18 protein-coding genes are annotated in these 18673 nt (G+C 68.9%); 9 read left to right on the top strand and 9 right to left on the bottom strand.

Going from position 1 to position 18673, the window contains the following annotated elements; translation table 11 throughout:
- Nucleotides 1-105: 105 nt before the first annotated feature.
- Together ACFV9G_RS04740 and ACFV9G_RS04745 are read right to left on the bottom strand one after the other, a co-directional pair.
- Nucleotides 106-537: a YybH family protein gene (locus ACFV9G_RS04740; RefSeq protein WP_378725342.1), complete on the bottom strand. Its 432-nt coding sequence runs from the start codon at nucleotides 535-537 to the stop codon at nucleotides 106-108.
- Nucleotides 534-1124 carry an NADPH-dependent FMN reductase gene (locus ACFV9G_RS04745; RefSeq protein ID WP_378725344.1) on the bottom strand — a complete coding sequence of 197 codons (591 nt, stop codon included), beginning with the start codon at nucleotides 1122-1124 and terminating at the stop codon, nucleotides 534-536. The genes ACFV9G_RS04740 and ACFV9G_RS04745 overlap by 4 nt, the downstream gene beginning before the upstream one ends.
- Before the next feature lie 145 nt (nucleotides 1125-1269).
- Between ACFV9G_RS04745 and sigJ the strand changes: the two genes are divergently transcribed.
- Nucleotides 1270-2151, top strand: coding sequence for an RNA polymerase sigma factor SigJ (gene sigJ / locus ACFV9G_RS04750; RefSeq protein WP_378725345.1), 882 nt, complete (start codon nucleotides 1270-1272; stop codon nucleotides 2149-2151).
- A 67-nt stretch (nucleotides 2152-2218) separates the two neighbouring features.
- Here sigJ and ACFV9G_RS04755 read toward each other — a convergent pair whose 3' ends face one another.
- Nucleotides 2219-2416, bottom strand: coding sequence for a hypothetical protein (locus tag ACFV9G_RS04755; protein ID WP_378725346.1), 198 nt, complete (start codon nucleotides 2414-2416; stop codon nucleotides 2219-2221).
- 123 nt (nucleotides 2417-2539) lie between these two features.
- Nucleotides 2540-3964: an ATP-binding protein gene (locus ACFV9G_RS04760; RefSeq protein WP_378725348.1), complete on the bottom strand. Its 1425-nt coding sequence runs from the start codon at nucleotides 3962-3964 to the stop codon at nucleotides 2540-2542.
- Between the two features lie 151 nt (nucleotides 3965-4115).
- Here ACFV9G_RS04760 and ACFV9G_RS04765 point away from each other — a divergent pair, with 151 nt between their 5' ends.
- The 3 genes from ACFV9G_RS04765 (at nucleotide 4116) to ACFV9G_RS04775 (ending at nucleotide 6332) form a co-directional block, all read left to right on the top strand.
- On the top strand, nucleotides 4116-4877 hold the full coding sequence (locus tag ACFV9G_RS04765; RefSeq protein WP_378725350.1) for a hypothetical protein: 762 nt from the start codon (nucleotides 4116-4118) through the stop codon (nucleotides 4875-4877).
- Nucleotides 4878-4965: 88 nt separating this feature from the next.
- Complete coding sequence (locus ACFV9G_RS04770; RefSeq protein ID WP_091045019.1) at nucleotides 4966-5622, top strand: VOC family protein; 657 nt, start codon at nucleotides 4966-4968, stop codon at nucleotides 5620-5622.
- A 119-nt stretch (nucleotides 5623-5741) separates the two neighbouring features.
- On the top strand, nucleotides 5742-6332 hold the full coding sequence (locus ACFV9G_RS04775) for a class I SAM-dependent methyltransferase (RefSeq protein WP_378725352.1): 591 nt from the start codon (nucleotides 5742-5744) through the stop codon (nucleotides 6330-6332).
- A 9-nt stretch (nucleotides 6333-6341) separates the two neighbouring features.
- On the opposite strand, the gene ACFV9G_RS04780 is transcribed toward ACFV9G_RS04775, so the two are convergent.
- A complete protein-coding gene (locus ACFV9G_RS04780; RefSeq protein ID WP_378725353.1) occupies nucleotides 6342-7184 on the bottom strand; it encodes a LysR family transcriptional regulator in 843 nt (280 codons plus the stop codon).
- Between the two features lie 100 nt (nucleotides 7185-7284).
- Between ACFV9G_RS04780 and ACFV9G_RS04785 the strand changes: the two genes are divergently transcribed.
- Nucleotides 7285-8016, top strand: coding sequence for an SDR family oxidoreductase (locus ACFV9G_RS04785; protein ID WP_378725355.1), 732 nt, complete (start codon nucleotides 7285-7287; stop codon nucleotides 8014-8016).
- Nucleotides 8017-8117: 101 nt separating this feature from the next.
- On the top strand, nucleotides 8118-8882 hold the full coding sequence (locus ACFV9G_RS04790; protein ID WP_378725357.1) for a D-Ala-D-Ala carboxypeptidase family metallohydrolase: 765 nt from the start codon (nucleotides 8118-8120) through the stop codon (nucleotides 8880-8882).
- Between the two features lie 5 nt (nucleotides 8883-8887).
- Here ACFV9G_RS04790 and ACFV9G_RS04795 read toward each other — a convergent pair whose 3' ends face one another.
- Together ACFV9G_RS04795 and ACFV9G_RS04800 are read right to left on the bottom strand one after the other, a co-directional pair.
- On the bottom strand, nucleotides 8888-10057 hold the full coding sequence (locus ACFV9G_RS04795) for an NAD(P)/FAD-dependent oxidoreductase (protein WP_378725358.1): 1170 nt from the start codon (nucleotides 10055-10057) through the stop codon (nucleotides 8888-8890).
- A gap of 28 nt (nucleotides 10058-10085) precedes the next feature.
- Complete coding sequence (locus ACFV9G_RS04800; protein WP_378725360.1) at nucleotides 10086-11123, bottom strand: LacI family DNA-binding transcriptional regulator; 1038 nt, start codon at nucleotides 11121-11123, stop codon at nucleotides 10086-10088.
- Between the two features lie 269 nt (nucleotides 11124-11392).
- Between ACFV9G_RS04800 and radA the strand changes: the two genes are divergently transcribed.
- Both radA and disA read left to right on the top strand, forming a co-directional pair.
- On the top strand, nucleotides 11393-12778 hold the full coding sequence (radA, locus tag ACFV9G_RS04805; protein ID WP_378725362.1) for a DNA repair protein RadA: 1386 nt from the start codon (nucleotides 11393-11395) through the stop codon (nucleotides 12776-12778).
- 88 nt (nucleotides 12779-12866) lie between these two features.
- A complete protein-coding gene (gene disA / locus ACFV9G_RS04810; protein ID WP_357336241.1) occupies nucleotides 12867-13949 on the top strand; it encodes a DNA integrity scanning diadenylate cyclase DisA in 1083 nt (360 codons plus the stop codon).
- 162 nt (nucleotides 13950-14111) lie between these two features.
- Here the strand turns inward: disA and ACFV9G_RS04815 are convergent, their stop codons facing one another.
- Nucleotides 14112-14840: a hypothetical protein gene (locus ACFV9G_RS04815; RefSeq protein ID WP_378725364.1), complete on the bottom strand. Its 729-nt coding sequence runs from the start codon at nucleotides 14838-14840 to the stop codon at nucleotides 14112-14114.
- A 74-nt stretch (nucleotides 14841-14914) separates the two neighbouring features.
- On the opposite strand from ACFV9G_RS04815, the gene ACFV9G_RS04820 reads away from it, so the two are divergent.
- Nucleotides 14915-15787 carry an A/G-specific adenine glycosylase gene (locus tag ACFV9G_RS04820; protein WP_378725373.1) on the top strand — a complete coding sequence of 291 codons (873 nt, stop codon included), beginning with the start codon at nucleotides 14915-14917 and terminating at the stop codon, nucleotides 15785-15787.
- A 135-nt stretch (nucleotides 15788-15922) separates the two neighbouring features.
- Here ACFV9G_RS04820 and ACFV9G_RS04825 read toward each other — a convergent pair whose 3' ends face one another.
- Nucleotides 15923-18508, bottom strand: a complete 2586-nt coding sequence (locus ACFV9G_RS04825; RefSeq protein ID WP_378725365.1) for an ATP-dependent Clp protease ATP-binding subunit — start codon at nucleotides 18506-18508, stop codon at nucleotides 15923-15925.
- Between the last annotated feature and the right edge of the window lie 165 nt (nucleotides 18509-18673).

Below are 18673 nucleotides of genomic sequence, written 5' to 3' on the forward strand. Positions count from 1 at the left end.
GGGCCAGCGCGAGGTGATACACGATGAAAACGAAGCAGTCGCTCCGCACCTACAAGAATACGCCGCCCGCCCCGCCCGTCCGGAATCCCCGAAACGTCGTCTCCGTCACGGTTCGAGGTCGGTCACCCCGTGGCCGCTGAGGATGTCGAACGGCACCGAGACCTGGTCGTGGACGATCACCCAGATGCCGTCGATCTTCCGCAGCCCGTAGGTGACCCGGACCCACATCCCGGTCGTCGCGACGCCGTTCTTCATGGTCCCGCTGAGCCGGCCGAAGGCGTACCCGAACGCCACGTCCGCACCGATGATGAGGGTCAGGTCCCGGAGCTCGTAGCCCACCTTCTCGAAGACCTCGAAGACCCTGGCCCAGTTCGCGAGCTTCGCCTCGATCCCGACGTGCTGGAGCGGCGGCTCGACGTCGAAGGAGACGACGTCGGGGGCGTACGGCTCCCGGAGGGCGTCGAGGTCCTTGGCGCGCAGTCCCTCGATCACCTTCCCGATCTGCTGCCGGATCGCGGCCTCCTCGTGGGCACTCATGATCGACCTGCCTCGGCCCCGACGAGGGTGCCGTCGCGCAGCGGCGCGAGCGCGGTGCTCCACGAGACGACCTGGTCCAGCGTGGCGGTCAGCGCAACGGCGTGCCGGTCGCCGGGCACGAAGGTGGTGTGGTTCTCGAAGTCGGTGAACAGCGAGAGCTCCACCGGGCGGCTCACGTCGGCCATGCCGAGCGTCCCGCAGACCGTACGCAGCTGGGCGACCGCGCGAGCACCGCCGCTGACCCCGTAGGAGACGAACCCGACCGCCTTGTTCGTCCACTCCGCGCAGGCGTGGTCGATGGCGTTCTTCAGGACCCCCGGCATGCCGCCGTTGTACTCCGGGGTCACGATCACGAACCCGTCGAACGGCGCGATCCGCTCGGCCCAGTCGCGGGTGTGCTGGTTCGCCGACGGCCCGAACATCGGCGGCACAGGCTCGTCCAGGTGCGGGAGCGGGTGATCGCGCAGATCGATGAGCTCGAACGCCGCGTCGTCGCGGCGCGACGCGAGGTCGTGGACCCAGCGGGCGACCTGCGGGCCGTTGCGATTGGGACGGGTGCTGCCGAGGATGATGCCGATGCTGGTCATCTTCCGGACTCCTTGCTGTCGTTGGTCTGTTGCCCCTCCGACGAAGCAGGCGTACGGAATGTCAGATCGGTTTGTCAGGCGGTCTCACAGATCGGGTCGCTGTTTCGTCGGATCGGTTGTAGACATGCAGACCGAAGGAGCCGCCATGACCGACCCGCACCTCTCCGAGGTGATCAGCGAGCGCCGCCAGCTGATCAACCTCGCCTACCGGCTGCTCGGCTCGCTCGCCGAGGCCGAGGACGTGACGCAGGAGACCTACACCCGCTGGTACGCCCTCTCCGACCGGCAACGGGACGCGGTCAGGAACCCCGGCGCCTGGATGACGACGGTCGCCAGCCGGATCTGTCTCGATCTGCTCGGCTCGGCGCGCGCCCGGCGTGAGCACTACGTCGGCGACTGGATCCCGGAGCCGGTGCCCGGCGGCTGGCTCGACGGCTCCGCTCCGGCCGATCCCGCCGACCGGGTCACCCTCGACGAGTCGGTCAGCATGGCGTTCCTGGTGGTGCTCGACTCGATGACCCCCGCCGAGCGGGTCTCCTTCGTCCTGCACGACGTCTTCCGCTACACCTTCGCCGAGATCGCCGACGTCGTCGGACGTACCCCGGCCGCCTGCCGCCAGCTCGCCTCCCACGCCCGCCGCCGCATCGACACCTCGCGCGACCACTCCAGCGCCGAGCGGGAGGATCTCGTCCGGAGCTTCAAGCAGGCGTGGGAGGCCCACGACATCGAGGCCCTCGTCGGCCTGCTCGACCCGCAGGCGATCGCGACCGCCGACGGCGGCGGACTCGCCCTGGCCTTCCTCGAGCCGATCAGCGGCGCCGAGCAGATCGCCGGCGCCTGGATGGAGATCGCCGCCCGCGCCCCGGCGGTGACGCTGCGGGAGTGCGAGGTCAACGGCCAGCCCGGCCTGATCGGCCAGGTCGACGGCGCCACCGTCTCGGTCTACGCCTTCGACGTCGCCGACGGCCGCATCACCCGCATCTGGGCCGTACGCAACCCCGAGAAGCTGCGTCCGTGGACGGCCTGATGAACCCGCGGCCTGGCCACGTGCGCTGTCCCGGCACCCAAGCCTGGATCTCTGACGCGCACCGGGTTCAGCGCAGCGGCTGCCACTCCGACCACTCGAATTCAACGCCAAGAGCGACCATGAACTCCTCTGGAGCCGCCTCGGCATCGGCCGCGACGGCGAGGCTGAGGAGGTCGGGCGAGTTGTGACCGCTGCCAATCATCGCGACTTCACCTGATTCAATCTGAAAGGCAGCGATCTCTACCTCTAGGCCGTCGAAGTCCACGACGTCGAACGTGAGCCCGGCAGACGCCAGATCCGCTTTGCTGACCTTGAACGCTGCGACCTCTCCCCACCTCACCTGGTCGACATCCGCCCACGAGCGCTACAACTCGGCTCACCAAGCCCCCTACGTTGCCTCGTACGTGGTCTCACGCCCTCGTCCACCCGACACCACAGTCGCCATCCTCTTCTCGCGCAAGGCGGTGAGGGCGCGACGCACCACCGTCGGAGACAGACCGGTGCGCTCAACGAGGTCAGCCACTCCGACCTGACCGCCCTCGATCAAAGCTGCCAGGACTTGCTGCTGTTTTGCGCCGATCAGTTCGACCATCGTCGTGGGTGGGCGTGGATCCCTGTGCCTCGTCGCCTTCACGATGGCGGTGAACTGAATTCCGGTGTCGACAAAAGTTGGACGGGGAAGACCCTGATCATCGAGCTCGGCGTTGACTCGGATAAGACCTGACGCCAAGGACTCGACGACTCGGACACCGCCAGGCGCGGAGACGTTGACGCCGAGAGCAACCAGCTTCGCGTTCCTGGATCGGCTGATCGCCTCGCGACCAAGCCGTTCAACCGTGAGTCCGTAGAGACCACCGGGGTTGGTGATCACCAGGCGATCTCGGTAGATGCGCAGGTGGATCGCGATTCCCTCCGACCAGGGCGCCAGATCTCTGTGGACGAGCGCATTACCGACCAACTCGCGTATCACCGAAACCGGGAACGCAGGTACGTCCCTGAGATGACCATCCGGCCCGGAGACCATGGCGTAGTCGACATTCTGCGCTACCCAGTCCACTGCGGAAGCGAGCATGCGTGGGATCGAGCCACTCAGAGACTTCGCATTTCGGAACGAGCCATCGGGCTCAACCCGAGCGACGTGCACCACGAGTCGAGAGAACCAGGTCTGGGGATACTCGCCGAGCATCATCAAACCCGCCACCGTCAGCTCGCCGGCGCCGGTGACGACTCCACCATGCCTGAGCAGGGCCTCGTCATCGAACCGACCCAATCCGCCCGGGTCTTCCCGCCTCACTGTCTCGCTCCAAGCAGCCACAGCAGACGCCTCGAGATCAGAGACCGACGTACCCGGGACCGGGGCGATGTCGAAGTGCGGGGCGGCGCGGTTGCTCAGGAATCCCTGTCGCTCGAGGTCCGAGAGCTGGAAATCGCCGTCATAGCTGCGCACCCATGCCTTGCCCGTCACGTGAGTGCAGGGCTTGAAGGCAGCATCACACTCCCCGACCTCTGCGATGACGACGGGCTTGGAGTCGACCACGGCATCGGAGATCGAGATACGTACGTGGGGGGTGAAGTCCTGGGCCTCGTTTCCGAGTCGCTGCTTGAGCTTCTGAACGTCGTAGACGCCCGTGGGTGCGAACCCGCGTCGCTCGTCGAGGCCGAACACGATCGCGCCGCCTCCCGGCGTGTTGGCAAGGGCCCCAAGGGACTCCAACGTCGTCGATGGGTAGCCGCCGGCAGCAGACTTGACCTCGATGGCAGCCGTGTCGCCTCCGGCGAACCTGAGCGTGCGCAGGATCTCCTCGATATCCATTCGTGCCTCCCGAAAGACAGATGTACGTCAAATGCACCTCAAATGTACCCGGCGACGTACATTTGAGGTGCATTTGACGTACCCCCGTGCGTCGCATCCCCGAAGACACAGTCATGCGGGCCGGCCACGCCTCGCGACGTAGGCTTGTCCGGTGCCCGAGGTACCCCTGGATTTCCCGCGTGCGTGGGTGGAGTTCGTCAATCCTGACGACCCTGACGAGCGGATGCGATGTGACCTGACCTGGTTGACGTCGGCCTACTCCTGCATCTTCGGCAACGGCTGCCCGGGGATGTTCAAGAGCTCCCCGGACGTGGGGTGCTGCACGTTGGGGGCACACTTCGCCGACGAGGAGGACGAGGCCCGGACGGCGAAGTTCGTCGCCGAGCTGACCCCCGAGATCTGGGAGCAGCACCCGGGGCGCAACGTGGGGACCGACGACTGGGTCGAGCTCGACGAGGACGGCGAGCGGAAGACCCGCGTAACGGAGTTTCGTGGGCAGGAGTCCTGCGTGCTGGCCAACCGGCCGGACTTCTCCGGCGGTTCAGGGTGTGCGCTCCACATCCTGGCCGCGAAGGAAGGCCGGGAGCACTTCGAGACGAAGCCGGACGTGTGCTGGCAGCTGCCGATCCGACGTACGTTCCGCGACGTCGAGCTCACCGACGGGACGACCTACACCGAGGTGACGATCACCGAGTACGACCGGCGCGGCTGGGGCCCGGGCGGCCACGACCTGGACTGGTACTGCTCCGGCAACACCGAGGCCCACGTCGCCGTCGAGCCCGTCTACCTCACCAACCAGGCCGAGCTGACCGAGCTGATGGGCAAGGCAGCGTACGCCGAGCTCGTCCGCCACTGCGAGGCGCACGTCCGGTCGAGGTCAGCGCTGGCCCTCCATCCCGCCAGCCCTCGCTGAGCGAGACTGAACCCCTGGCTGTATCTCGACATCAAGAGATAGTGACCCTGGATTGGTCTCTCTCTCAGCGAGAGTTCAGAATCGTTACATGCGCCTGGACCATGTTTCGTACGCTGCAGGACCCGATGGCTTGGTACAGACCGCCAAGCAGCTCGGTGAGCTGCTCGGCCAGGAGTTCGTCGACGGCGGCGTCCACCCCCGCTTCGGCACCCGCAACTACATCCTTCCGATGCGTGGCGGCCTCTACCTCGAGGTCGTCGAGGCACTCGAGCACCCGGCCAGCGACAAGGCCCCGTTCGGGCAGGCCGTCAAGGCCCGCTCCGCCCTCGGTGGCGGCTGGATCGGCTTCGTGATCGGCGTCGACGACATGACCCCGATCGAGGAGCGGCTCGGCCGCAAGGCGGTTCCCGGCAACCGTCACCTCCCCGACGGCCGCGAGCTCCACTGGCAGCAGATCGGCATCAACGGCCTGATCGCCGACCCGCAGCTCCCCTACTTCATCAAGTGGGAGACCCCCGACCTCCACCCCGGCAACGCCGGCTCCGACATCACCCTCACCGACCTGGAGATCTCCGGCGACCCCGAGCGGGTCAAGGACTACCTCGGCGATGAGCTGAAGGAGCGGGTCGACCCGTGGACCGGCAAGCCCGCCGAGAACGTCCACATCGACTGGGTCGCCGAGCACGGCACCCCCGGCCTGCTGGCCGCCAAGTTCGTGACGCCGCGCGGCGAGGTCCGGATCTGACCAGGCTCGACCTGCCGGGGGCGACGGGAGCGATTCCGTCCCCCAACATCTGGAACCACACCGCGACGTACGAGATCGAGAACCGCGCCCTCGACCCGCACGGTCGGCTCTGGGCCGCCATGGCCGAGACCGCGCCGTGGGCGGGGCGCGACGTGCTCGACCTGGGCTGCGGGACCGGGTTCTACCTGCCGAAGTTCGCCGAGACCGCCCGCACGGTCACCGGCGTCGAGCCCCATCCGGATCTCGTGACGTTGGCCCGGCGGCGTACGAAGCGACGCCCGAACGTCACCGTCCACAACGGGATCGCGCAACAGCTCCCGCTGCCGCCGGCCTCCGTCGACGTGATGCACGCCCGCTGGGCCTACTTCTTCGGCCCGGGCTCCGAGCCGGGGCTCGGCGAGCTCGACCGGGTGATGCGCCGCGGCGGCGTGGCGATGGTGATCGACAACGACGGCTCCCGGTCGAGCTTCGGCGCGTGGTTCCGCCGCGGCTACCCGAAGGTCCCACCGCCGGAGGAGCAGGAGCGGTTCTGGTCGATGCACGGCTGGACGCGGGTTCCCGTCGAGATGGACTGGTCGTTCAGCTCGCGCGCTGACCTGGAGGCGGTCGTACGCATCGAGTTCGACGCCGCCACGGCCGCCACGATCCTGGAGGAACACCGGGGGACGTATGTCGACTACGCGGTGAACCTCTGGTGGAAGCGCTTCTGATCAGCAGAGCTAGAGCCTTGTCGCGACCTGGACCAGCGTGGCCAGCGCGAGCGAGCGGCTGTGCTGCGGCCAGGCGATGACCGTGGTGACCTCGGGCGCGCCCAGGACCGGGACGGTGGCGATGCCGTGATGCTGCTCGGCGCGCGCGGACTCCGGCAGGACCGCGTACGCCCGGCCGAGCGCGATCAGCTGGTAGAGCTGCGTCGAGTCGCGGACCTCCGGACCGGCACCGCCGGCCTTGCCACCGCCCGACGGCCAGCGCATCGGCGGGACGTCGGGGATGTCGTCGAGGTCGGCCAGCCGCAGGTGTGAACGGGTCGCCCACGGGTGACCGGAGGGCAGCACCGCGACCTGTCCCTCGGTGAGCAGGTCCTCGCTGTCGAGCCCGTCGGTCGAGTCGAAGGGCCGGTGCAGGAGAGCTACGTCGGCACGGCCGTCGCGCAGATGCGGCCCCTGCTCTCCGATGCCGCAGAGGGTGACCTCGACCTTCACCGAGCCGGGCTCTGCGGCGTACGCGTCCAGCAGCTTGGTCAGCAGCTCGGTCGCGGCACCTGCCTTCGAGACGAGGACCAGGCCGGGGTCGTCGCCGCTGCCCGTGGCGCGGCGGGTGCGGCGCTCGGCGGCATCGACCGCGTCGAGGGCGGCGCGGGCCTCGGCCAGGAGCACCCGGCCGGCGTCGGTCAGCGAGACGCCGCGGCTGTTGCGCTCCAGCAGCGGCCCGCCCAGGCGTCGCTCGAGCTGGCTGATCGCGCGGGACAGCGGCGGCTGGGCGATCCCGAGGCGAGCGGCCGCACGGCTGAAGTGCAGCTCCTCGGCGACCGCGACGAAGTAGCGAAGCTCCCGGGTCTCCATGGCCCCAACCCTAGCTCCGACCTGGGAACATACCTCAGCGGTATAGGTGGCCACCGAGGTGATATTGGAGTGTTCTGCGGTCCCTGACCAGGCTGGAGACATGAGTGAGAACACGATCGCGCTGGTCACCGGCGCCAACAAGGGAATCGGCTACGAGATCGCCGCGGGCCTCGGTGCACGCGGCTGGAAGGTCGGTGTCGGTGCCCGCGACGACGGCCGCCGGGAGGCCGCGGTGGAGAAGCTGCGGGCCAACGGCGTCGACGCCTTCGGGGTGCCGTTGGACGTCACCGACGACGCCGGCGTCGCGGCCGCAGCCCACCTGATCGAGGAGGTGCACGGCGGCCTGGACGTACTCGTCAACAACGCCGGCATCACCGGCGGCATGCCGCAGAACCCGACCGAGGTCTCGATCGATCAGATGCGGGCCGCCGTCGAGACCAACGTCTTCGGCGTGGTCCGGGTCATCAACGCGATGCTGCCCCTGCTTCGGCGGTCAGCGGCGCCGCGGATCGTCAACATGTCCAGCGGCGTCGGCTCCCTCGCCCGGCAGACGGCGACCGACGACCCGCTGGCCGTGGGGCCGATCTCGGGGGCGTACAGCCCGACGAAGACCTACCTCAACGCCGTCACGATCCAGTACGCCAAGGAGCTGCGTGACACGAACATCCTGATCAACCTCGGCTGCCCCGGGTTCGTGGCCACCGACCTCAACGGATTCCGCGGCGTACGCACTCCCGAGGAGGGCGCCCGGATCGCGATCAGCCTCGCGACCCTGCCCGACGACGGCCCGACCGGCGGCTACTTCGAGGACGCCGGCCTCATTCCCTGGTGATTACATTCACGCGAAATCCAAGTACACGACGTCAAAGAAGGCCACTCTAGGGAGCGACTCGGGTCCTCTCGGACCTCTCGGAAAGATAAGGAGCTCCACAGATGCGCCTCACACCACGTCCCGGGCGTCGCCTCGGCACGGTCATCGGTTCTCTCCTCGTCACGTTGGCGACCAGCCTGGTCGCCATCACCTCCACGGCCGCCCCCGCCCACGCCGACGCCTGCTACACCTGGAGCGGCACCCTGCAGCAGGGGTCCACGGGCAACGCGGTCACCCAGCTGCAGATCCGCGTCGCCGGATGGGCGGCCTCCGGCACGATCTTCTCCATCGACGGGTCCTACGGTCCGGCGACGACGACCGCGGTCCACAACTTCCAGGCCGCCTACGGCCTCTCGGCCGACGGGGTCGCGGGAACGAACACGTTCAACAAGATCTACGCGCTCCAAGACGACGACTGCACCCCGGTCCACTTCGCCTGGAGCGAGGTCGACGACGTCTGCTACGGCGGCTGGCCGACGCCGATCTCCGGGGTGACGGTCGCCCAGGTCAAGGCCAACCTCATGCAGGCGATGTGGCGGGCCGAGGCGATCCGGCACCGGCTCGGCGACAACCCGCTGCGGGTGACCTCGGCCTACCGCTCGAGGGCATGCAACGACGCCGTCGGCGGCGCCTCCAACAGCAACCACCTCTACGGCCGGGCCATGGACCTGGTGCCCGGCAGCAGCGCGACGACCATGTGCGGCATCGGGCGTGCCTCACGCCAGTCGTTCCCGCAGGTGCTCGGGCCGGGCTACCCCGACCACAGCGACCACATCCACCTCGGCATCCAGTCGAGCGTCTTCCACAGCGCCTCGCAGTGCTTCTGACCCTCTCAGGGTGACTCGGTGAGCTGGTCGGGATCGGCATCGGTCCCGACCAGCTCGCGGAGCTTGTCGTTGACGTCCCAGATACCGACGTTCATCCCGGCGGTGACCGTCTCGCCGTCTCGCCAGTAGGCGATGAACTCATCGCCGTCGACGTTGCCGCGGAGGACCACCTCGTCCTCGGGCGCGGAGCGGCCGACGTACTCCATCGAGAACTCGAACTGGTCGGTGAAGAAGTAGGGCTGCCAGTCGTAGGCGCCATCCTTGCCCAGCATCGACCGGGCCGCCAGCCGGCCCTGCTTGATCGCGTTGTCCCAGTGCTCGACCCGCAGCGGCCCGAGCACGGTGTGCTTCGCGAGCGCGACGTCGCCTGCCGCGAAGACCCGAGGATCAGACGTACGCAGCCGCTCGTCGACCACGATGCCGTCGCCGACCTCGAGGCCGGCGTCGGCGGCCAGCCCCGTGGCCGGTGCCGCACCGACGGCGACCAGGACGATGTCGGCGGGGACCTCGCCTTCGCTGGTGCGTACGGCTCCCGGCTCGATCGACTCGACGGTCGTCCCGGTGCGGACCTCGACGCCGTGACGGACGTGGAGGTCGGCGACGTGCTCGGCGAGGACCGGACCGAGCACGTTGAGCAGCGGCTGCGCCGCCGCCTCGAGCACGACCGCCTTCCCACCGAGCCCGGTCACCGACGCGGCGACCTCGAGCCCGATCCAGCCGCCACCGACCGTGACGACCCTGGTGCCGGGATCGATCGCGTCCTTGAGGCGGCGAGCGTCCTCGACGGTGCGGAGGGTCCTCGCGTTCTCGATGCCGGGGATCGGCGGCGTCTTCGGGTCGGCTCCGGTGGCCAGGAGCACCTGGCCGAACGGCAGGTCGTCACCGTTGTCGAGCGTGACGGTGCCGCGGTCCAGGTTCAGGGCGGTCGCGGTGGTGCCGGTCAAGACGGTGACGTCCTTCTCGGCGAACCACGCCTCGTCGTGGGAGAGCTTGAACTCCTTGGCGCCGGAGAGGAAGTCCTTGGAGAGCTGCGGTCGCTCGTAGGGCAGCTCCGGCTCCCTCCCCACCAGGGTCAGGCGGCCGGCGTACCCCTCGTCGCGAAGGGCTTCGATGGCGCTGACTGCCGCGAGACCAGCACCGATGACGACGATGTCGTTCGTGTCCTCAGTTCCCATGAGGCCATCGTCGCGCGGATCGGCACTTCTATGAAGACCCTCGCACCGTCAGGACGGGTTTCAGCATCACGCCGGGCGCGGCGTAGGACGGGGTGGCGAGCAGCTCCTCGAGCGCCTTGACCAGCTCGCGCGCGGCCTCCTCCAGCGGAGGACGTACGGACGTGATGCCCGGCGGAACCGTCTGCGCGACCTGGGAGTCGTCGAAGCCGACGACCGCGATGTCCTCGCCGAGGCGGAGCCTTCTCTCGAACAGGGCGTGGAGCACGCCCATCGCGAGCGTGTCGGAGGCGCAGACGAGCGCGGTGGGCTCGGTCTCGTCGAGGATCGCGTCGGCGGCGGCCTTGCCGGAGCTGATCGAGTCCTCGGTGCGCGAGGCCAGGCCGGTGGTCGAGAGGCCGTGGGTGTGCATCGCGTGGATCCAGCCGCTTCTTCGCTCCTCACCGAGCAGCGAGTCCTTGTGCCAGCCGATCCAGGCGATCTTCGAGTGGCCGCGCTCGATCAGGTGCTCGGTGGCGATCTCGGCGCCGTAGGCGAGGTCGACGTCGACCCAGGGATGCTTGGCGTCGGGCTGGGTCCACGGACGCCCGAAGGAGACGAACCGCGCGCGCCGCGACTGCAGCCAGGTCGTCTGCTGGCCGCCGAGGTGGGTGTCGGTGACGACGAACGCGTCGACCGCGGTCGACCGGAGCAGCTCGTCGTAGCCGTCGAGCGGGTCGGCGGGGTCGCCGTAGAAGAGGAGTACGTGGTAGCCGGTCTCGGCCGCGGCCTCGACGAAGGTGTGCACGAACCGGTCCATCATCGCGTTGGCGGTGCCCTCCTGGAGGGCGGGCATCCGCAGGCCGATCAGGTGGCTCGCTCTGGTCCGGAGGCTCCGGGCGGCGCGGTTGGGCTGATAGCCCAGCTTGTCGATCGCATCCTGCACCCTGGCCAGGGTGTCGGCGCGCAGCAGATCGGGGTTGTTGACCGCGTTGGAGACCGTCTGGCGGGACACGCCGGCCAGCTCGGCGACGTCCGCCAGGGTCGGCGGAGCGGCCGATATATGACCGCCGGAACGCGGCACCGCCACGCTCTGCCTCCCTTGATGCCGACGTGGAACTCTGGATCGTTCCAAGACATGGTAACGAAGGCCGGGCTCTTGGGACGCTTTCGCCCCTATATCGGTCTCAGCCTGCTTCGTTCGGGACGATCCTCGAAACCAACTCAGGTCTCGACCCGCTTCGCGGGTTCGCTTCGCTCACCCGGCTGCGCTCGCTCGACCTCCTCCCGTTGCGCCCCCGCTCGTGCCTCGCGGGGACGCAGGCTCGGATGTCGGTGCCGTGGTCTAAGTTGCTGGCCATGGCTACCGCACGCTCGTCCAAACGCGCCACCTACCGCTGCTCGGAGTGCGGGTGGGAGACCGGGAAGTGGGTCGGCCGCTGCGGCGAGTGCCAGGCGTGGGGTTCGGTCGCCGAGGCGGCCGCTCCGATCGGACGTACGCAGGCGGCCCCCGTTTCGACCGCGGCGGTGCCGATCGGGACCGTGTCGGTGACCGAGTCGGAGCGGCGTACGTCGGGAGTGCCGGAGCTCGACCGGGTCCTCGGCGGCGGGCTGGTGCCGGGAGCGGCGATCCTGCTGGCCGGCGAGCCGGGCGTCGGGAAGTCGACGCTGCTGCTGGAGGTGGCGGCGCAGACGGCTCGCTACGGGCGCCGGGCGCTGTACGTGACCGGCGAGGAGTCGGCCTCGCAGGTGCGCCTCCGCGCCGATCGGACCAACGCGATCCAGGACGAGCTCTACCTGGCCGCCGAGACGGATCTCGGCGCCGTGCTCACCCACATCGAGGAGACCCGGCCCGACCTGATCGTGGTCGACTCCGTGCAGACCATCGGCGCGTCGGGTGTCGAAGGCGTTCCCGGTGGGGTGACCCAGGTGCGCGAGGTGGCGGCGGCGCTGATCCGGGTGGCCAAGACCCGCAACATCACGACCGTCGTGGTCGGCCACGTGACCAAGGACGGGGCGATCGCCGGGCCGCGGGTGCTGGAGCACCTGGTCGACGTGGTTCTCCACTTCGAGGGCGCGCGCGACTCGCGGTTCCGGATGGTGCGGGCGATGAAGAACCGCTTCGGCCCCGTGGACGAGGTGGGCTGCTTCGACCTGTCCTCGGACGGCATCGTGGCGGTCACCGACCCCTCGGGACTCTTCGTGGAGACCCATCACGTCTCGGTCCCCGGCACGTGCGTCACCGTGACGATGGAGGGTCGCCGGCCGCTGCTCGCCGAGATCCAGGCGCTGACCGTGCTGGGCGCGGAGGAGCGCGCGAAGCGTACGACCTCGGGGTTGGACGGGTCCCGGCTCGCGATGATCCTCGCCGTGCTGCAACGCCACGCGAGGGTCGGCCTCTCCGGTCGCGACGTGTTCGCCTCGACCGTCGGCGGGGCCCGGATCAGCGACCCGGCCGCCGACCTGGCGATGGCGCTCGCGGTCGCCTCGAGCCACACCGGCACACCGACGCCGCGCGGGGTGGTCGCGCTCGGCGAGATCGGTCTCGCCGGCGAGCTGCGTCGGGTGCGAGATCTCGACCAGCGACTCTCCGAGGCGGCGCGGCTCGGGTTCACCGTCGCCGTCGTTCCGGCCGACCCAGGGGCGCCGGTGCCCAACCGCCCCAATGAGCGCGAAGTCGACGGGATGCGTGTCTTTGAGGTGCACAGCATCAGTGCTGCGCTGGAATTCCTCCGCTTGGTGTGATCGGCTTGGTGACTCGTGGCCGAACGTTCTCGGCGTTACGGTTGGATCCACGGCTAGAATCGCTCCATCCCACTCCGAAAGGAATCCCGTGCCCGCCGACCGCACCGCGGACTCCATCCGACTGCGCGAGACGCTTGCTCTGATCGCGCCCGGAACACCGCTGCGTGACGGGCTCGAGCGGATTCTCCGCGGCCGCACCGGCGCGCTGATCGTGCTCGGCCACGACAAGATGGTCGACGGCATCGCGACCGGTGGCTTCACGCTCGACGTCCCGTTCACCTCCACCGGCCTGCGTGAGCTCGCCAAGATGGACGGGGCGATCATCGTCGACGACTCGCTGAGCCGGATCGTCCAGGCCGCCGTCCACCTGATGCCCGACCACACCATCCCCTCGACCGAGACCGGCACCCGTCACCGCACCGCCGACCGGGTCGCGAAGCAGACCGGGCGCCCGGTGATCTCGGTGTCCCAGTCGATGCAGATCATCGCTGCGTACGTCGGGGAGACCCGCCACGTCCTGGAGGACTCCGGCCAGATCCTCTCCCGCGCCAACCAGGCGCTGGCGACCCTGGAGCGCTACAAGCTGCGCCTCGACGAGGTGGCCTCCACCCTGTCGGCGCTCGAGATCGAGGATCTGGTGACCGTGCGCGACGTGGCCGTCGTCGCCCAGCGCCTCGAGATGGTCACCCGCATCGCCCGCGAGATCGAGGACTACGTGCTCGAGCTCGGCACCGACGGCCGGCTGCTGTCCCTCCAGCTGGAGGAGCTCATCACCGGCGTCGACGCTGAGCGCGAGATGGTCATCCGCGACTACCTCCCCCGCGGCCGGCGCGCGCGTTCGCCCGAGGAGCTGCTGGCCGAGCTCGAGGCGCTCAACTCCGCCGAGCTCGTCGATCCCGCCGCGACCGCCCGGGTCCTGGGGCTGACCACCTCGGACGCGTTGGACGGTGCCGTGGCCCCGCGCGGCTACCGCCTCCTCGCCAAGGTCCCCCGCCTCCCACCCGCCGTCGTCGACCGTCTCGTCGACCACTTCGGCACCCTCCAGAAGCTCCTCTCCGCCAGCGTCGACGACCTCCAGGCCGTCGAAGGCGTCGGTGAGCTCCGCGCCCGCTCCGTGCGCGAAGGCCTCTCCCGCCTCGCCGAGTCCACCATCCTCGAGCGCTACGTCTGACCCCTGCCGAACCGTCGCCCGCGTCGGCCGAAGCGTCAGCTAGGACGGCCGAGGCGTCAGTTACGTCGGTCGAGGCGTCAGCTAGGACGGTCGAGTTGGCAGCCGGCGACGCCTCGGGCGACGCGGGTGACGCCTCGGCCGACGGGGGTGACGGCTCGGCTGTTAGTTGACCGGGGAGTCGGGTTCCGTACGCGACAGGGCGGTGCCCGGCTTGTAGAGGCCGAAGGTGGCCGATGACGGTTCGCCACCGAGGGCGGCGGCGACGATCACGAAGAAGTTCGGCTTCACCCACGGGCCGTGACCGGTGCACTCGCCCGCGACGACACGTCGGCCGCTCCAGGTCAGGGGCAGCGTGGTGACGACGTCGCGGCGTACGACGATCTCCCTGGTCGGCACGGCCTTGGCGCAGTCGACCGTCGACCAGACCAGGTCGCCGCCCTTCTGCGAGATCCGCACCTGGAGCGCGTCCGCGGACAGCTTCCAGGTGCACGCAGAAGCCTTCACGGTGCGCAGCTGCAACGGGATGGTGACGTTGTCGTAGGAGTAGGCGTCGGTGACGGCCGGCTCGACGATGATGTCGGAGGGCGAGCACTCGCCGGTCGGCTCCGGCGGCGCGCTGCTCTTCGGCTTCTTGGGCTTGTTGCCGCCCTGGTTGCCGCCCGCGTTGCCTGCTTCCTTCGACGGCTTCGCGCTGGGCGTCGGCGTGACCGTCACGGTCGCCGTGGGTTCGTCGGCCACAGGTGTTGCGGTGTCATCCGCACCGTCGGAACCACTGAAGAAGAACCGCGAGATCCCGACGATCAGGAGCAGGACGATGCTGAGCACCGCCAGCCGCCGGCGCCAGTAGACCGAGGCCGGTAGCCGTCCTCCAGTCCTTCTCGAGCGGGCCATAGGCGACACCGTAATGATCCGGTGCGCAGGTTTCGGGGTGCCACTCCGTGCCAATACCTGTCGCACGGCACAATCTGGGTGTGACAGTTCTCCACGACGCCGTCCTGGACTGGTACGACGCCAATGCCCGCGACCTCCCGTGGCGCTCCGCGACCGCGACACCGTGGTCGGTGATGGTCAGCGAGTTCATGCTCCAGCAGACCCCGGTCTCCCGCGTGCTCCCGGTCCACGAGGCCTGGATGGAACGCTGGCCGACCCCGGCCGACCTGGCCGCCGAGCCGACCGGCGAGGCCGTACGCGCCTGGGGCCGCCTCGGCTACCCGCGTCGGGCGCTACGGCTGCACGCGGCCGCCACCGCGATCGTCGAGCACCACGGCGGCGAGGTGCCGGCGATGTATGACGAGCTGATCGCGCTCCCGGGCGTCGGCGACTACACCGCGGCGGCGATCGCCACCTTCGCCTACGGCAAGCGGCACGTGGTCCTCGACACGAACGTACGCCGCGTCTTTGCCCGGACACTGAGCGGAGTCGAGTTCCCCGCACAGTCGGTCAACAAGGCCGAGCGCGAGCTCGCCGCCGGCATACTCCCGCAGGACGAGCCGACCGCCGCGACGTGGTCGGTCGCGGTCATGGAGCTCGGCGCCCTCGTCTGCACCGCGGCCAACCCGTCCTGCGCCCGTTGCCCGGTCGCGGACCAGTGCGCCTGGCGCGCCGCCGGCCACCCGGCGTACGACGGCCCTCCTCGTAAGGTCCAGACCTGGGCCGGCACCGACCGCCAGTGCCGCGGCCGCCTCATGGCTGTTCTCCGCGACGCCGACTCCCCCGTGCACCGCAGCCGTCTCGACGTCGTCTGGTCCGACGAGACCCAGCGGCAACGTGCCCTGGAAGGCCTCCTGAAAGACAACCTGGCCACCGAGGTGGAACCAGACTTCTTCGCGCTCCCCTAACCCGCCGCCGAAACCGCAGAAATGGCGGACGAAACTCTACTTTCGTCCGCCACGACTAACTACTCGGCCGCCATTTCGACCTTCTCGGAAAAGGCAACGCCCCGGCCACTACGGCCGGGGCGTTGCTTTGTCGGACTACTCGGAATCCGGCTTCGACTTCTCGATGTTCGTCGGCTCGTCCTGGTCGGGGAGCTCGATATCGGACACGGTCGCACCTTCCAGCGGAGGTACGTCCGGAACGACGGAGCGCTTCTGACCGGTGAAGGTGAACTGGGCGGCAGGGCCCTCACCGTCGACGTCGACCAGCACGATCTCGCCGGGGCCGATGTCGCCGTAGAGCATCTTCTCGGCGAGCACGTCCTCGAGCTCGCGCTGGACCGTGCGGCGCAGCGGACGGGCGCCGAGGACCGGGTCGAATCCACGCTCGGCGAGCACCTTCTTCGCGGCCGTGGTGAGCTCGATGCCCATGTCGCGGTCCTTGAGGCGAACCTCGACGGCCGCGATCATGTTGTCGACCATCGCGATGATCTGCTCCTGCGACAGCGGCGGGAACACGATGACCTCGTCGACACGGTTGAGGAACTCCGGACGGAAGTGCTGCTTGAGCTCGTCGGAGACCTTGGCCTTCATCCGGTCGTAGTTGCCCGCGACGTCGCTGGCCTGGGAGAAGCCCAGGTTGACCGACTTCGCGATGTCCCTCGTGCCGAGGTTGGTGGTCATGATGATGACGGTGTTCTTGAAGTCGACCACGCGGCCCTGGGAGTCGGTCAGGCGACCTTCCTCCAGGATCTGCAGCAGCGAGTTGAAGATGTCCGGGTGAGCCTTCTCGACCTCGTCGAAGAGGACCACGGAGAACGGCTTGCGGCGCACCTTCTCGGTGAGCTGGCCACCCTCCTCGTAGCCGACGTAGCCCGGAGGCGAGCCGAAGAGCCGCGAGACGGTGTGCTTCTCGCCGAACTCCGACATGTCGAGCTGGATCAGCGCGTCCTCGTCGCCGAAGAGGAACTCGGCGAGCGTCTTGGACAGCCAGGTCTTACCGACACCGGACGGACCGGCGAAGATGAACGAACCGCCGGGGCGCTTCGGGTCCTTCAGGCCGGCACGGGTGCGTCGGATGGCACGGGACAGAGCTTTGACCGCCTCGTCCTGGCCGATGACCCGCTTGTGGAGCTCGTCCTCCATGCGCAGCAGTCGCGCGGACTCCTCCTCGTTGACCTGCACGATCGGGATGCCGGTCGCGACGGCGAGGACCTCGGCGATGAGCTCCTCATCCACCTCGGCGACCTCGTCCATGTCGCCGGCACGCCACGCCTTCTCGCGCTCGGCCTTCTTGGCGATGAGCTGCTTCTCCTCATCGCGCAGACGGGCCGCCGCCTCGAAGTCCTGGCCGTCGATCGCGGCTTCCTTGCGCTGGCGCACGTCGGCGATCTTGTCGTCGTACTCCCGCAGGTCGGCGGGGGCCGTCATCCGGCGGATGCGCAGGCGCGAGCCGGCCTCGTCGATCAGGTCGATCGCCTTGTCCGGCAGGAACCGGTCGGAGATGTAGCGGTCGGCCATGGTGACCGCAGCGACCAGGGCCTCGTCGGTGATCGTGACCCGGTGGTGGGCCTCGTAACGGTCGCGGATGCCCTTGAGCATCTCGATCGCGACCGCGATCGTCGGCTCCGGAACCTGGATCGGCTGGAAACGACGCTCGAGAGCGGCGTCCTTCTCGAGGTATTTCCGGTATTCGTCCAGCGTCGTCGCTCCGATGGTCTGCAGCTCACCGCGAGCCAGCATCGGCTTCAGAATCGAGGCAGCGTCGATCGCGCCCTCGGCCGCACCGGCACCGACGAGCGTGTGGATCTCGTCGATGAACAGCACGATGTCGCCACGGGTCTTGATCTCCTTGAGCACCTTCTTCAGGCGCTCCTCGAAGTCACCGCGGTAACGCGAACCCGCCACGAGCGCGCCCAGGTCGAGCGTGTAGATCTGCTTGTCCTTGAGCGTCTCGGGAACGTTGCCCTTGACGATGTCCTGGGCCAGGCCCTCGACGATCGACGTCTTGCCGACGCCGGGCTCACCGATCAGGACCGGGTTGTTCTTCGTACGCCGCGAGAGCACCTGCATCACGCGCTCGATCTGGCCTTCGCGACCGATGATCGGGTCGAGCTTGCCCTCGCGGGCGTCCTGGGTCAGGTTGCGGCCGAACTGGTCGAGCACCAGGCTGGAGGACGGCGCCTCGGTCGAGGTCGTGCCGGTCGACGCGGTGGCGCCGGAGGTGCCGGCCTGGCCCTCCTTGCCCTGGAATCCCGAGAGCAGCTGGATGACCTGCTGGCGGACCCGGTTGAGGTCGGCGCCGAGCTTCTGCAGCACCTGGGCGGCGACGCCCTCGCCCTCACGGATGAGGCCGAGCAGGATGTGCTCGGTGCCGATGTAGGAGTGGCCGAGCTGCAGCGCCTCGCGCAGGGACAGCTCGAGCACCTTCTTGGCACGCGGCGTGAACGGGATGTGCCCGGACGGCGCCTGCTGGCCCTGGCCGATGATCTCCTCGACCTGGTTGCGCACCGCCTCGAGCGAGATGTCGAGGGACTCGAGGGCCTTGGCAGCGACGCCTTCGCCCTCGTGGATCAGGCCGAGCAGGATGTGCTCGGTCCCGATGTAGTTATGGGAGAGCATGCGGGCCTCTTCCTGGGCCAGCACGACCACCCGGCGGGCTCGGTCAGTGAACCGCTCGAACATGTACGCATCTCTCCTAAGAATTCTGGGGCGTCACCAAGATTCAACCCCGCAGACAGCCTACGCGTTCCCGACAACACAACGCGATCCGTGCGCTGAGAGCGAACACGCGTTCCGTAGGCCGGACACTGCGGGCCACGCACAAAGGCGGCTGCCGCGCCCCGGAGG

Origin of the sequence: Nocardioides sp. NPDC059952 (genome assembly GCF_042730435.1) — a bacterium.
Taxonomy (GTDB): Bacteria; Actinomycetota; Actinomycetes; order Propionibacteriales; family Nocardioidaceae; genus Nocardioides.

Excerpts from the sequence above, each read along its gene's own strand:
- ACFV9G_RS04740 (WP_378725342.1), bottom strand. The coding sequence starts at position 537 with ATGAGTGCCCACGAGGAGGCCGCGATCCGGCAGCAGATCGGGAAGGTG.
- ACFV9G_RS04745 (WP_378725344.1), bottom strand. The coding sequence starts at position 1,124 with ATGACCAGCATCGGCATCATCCTCGGCAGCACCCGTCCCAATCGCAAC.
- sigJ (WP_378725345.1), top strand. The coding sequence starts at position 1,270 with ATGACCGACCCGCACCTCTCCGAGGTGATCAGCGAGCGCCGCCAGCTG.
- ACFV9G_RS04760 (WP_378725348.1), bottom strand. The coding sequence starts at position 3,964 with ATGGATATCGAGGAGATCCTGCGCACGCTCAGGTTCGCCGGAGGCGAC.
- ACFV9G_RS04770 (WP_091045019.1), top strand. The coding sequence starts at position 4,966 with ATGCGCCTGGACCATGTTTCGTACGCTGCAGGACCCGATGGCTTGGTA.
- ACFV9G_RS04775 (WP_378725352.1), top strand. The coding sequence starts at position 5,742 with ATGGCCGAGACCGCGCCGTGGGCGGGGCGCGACGTGCTCGACCTGGGC.
- ACFV9G_RS04780 (WP_378725353.1), bottom strand. The coding sequence starts at position 7,184 with ATGGAGACCCGGGAGCTTCGCTACTTCGTCGCGGTCGCCGAGGAGCTG.
- ACFV9G_RS04785 (WP_378725355.1), top strand. The coding sequence starts at position 7,285 with ATGAGTGAGAACACGATCGCGCTGGTCACCGGCGCCAACAAGGGAATC.
- ACFV9G_RS04790 (WP_378725357.1), top strand. The coding sequence starts at position 8,118 with ATGCGCCTCACACCACGTCCCGGGCGTCGCCTCGGCACGGTCATCGGT.
- ACFV9G_RS04795 (WP_378725358.1), bottom strand. The coding sequence starts at position 10,057 with ATGGGAACTGAGGACACGAACGACATCGTCGTCATCGGTGCTGGTCTC.
- radA (WP_378725362.1), top strand. The coding sequence starts at position 11,393 with ATGGCTACCGCACGCTCGTCCAAACGCGCCACCTACCGCTGCTCGGAG.
- ACFV9G_RS04815 (WP_378725364.1), bottom strand. The coding sequence starts at position 14,840 with ATGGCCCGCTCGAGAAGGACTGGAGGACGGCTACCGGCCTCGGTCTAC.
- ACFV9G_RS04825 (WP_378725365.1), bottom strand. The coding sequence starts at position 18,508 with ATGTTCGAGCGGTTCACTGACCGAGCCCGCCGGGTGGTCGTGCTGGCC.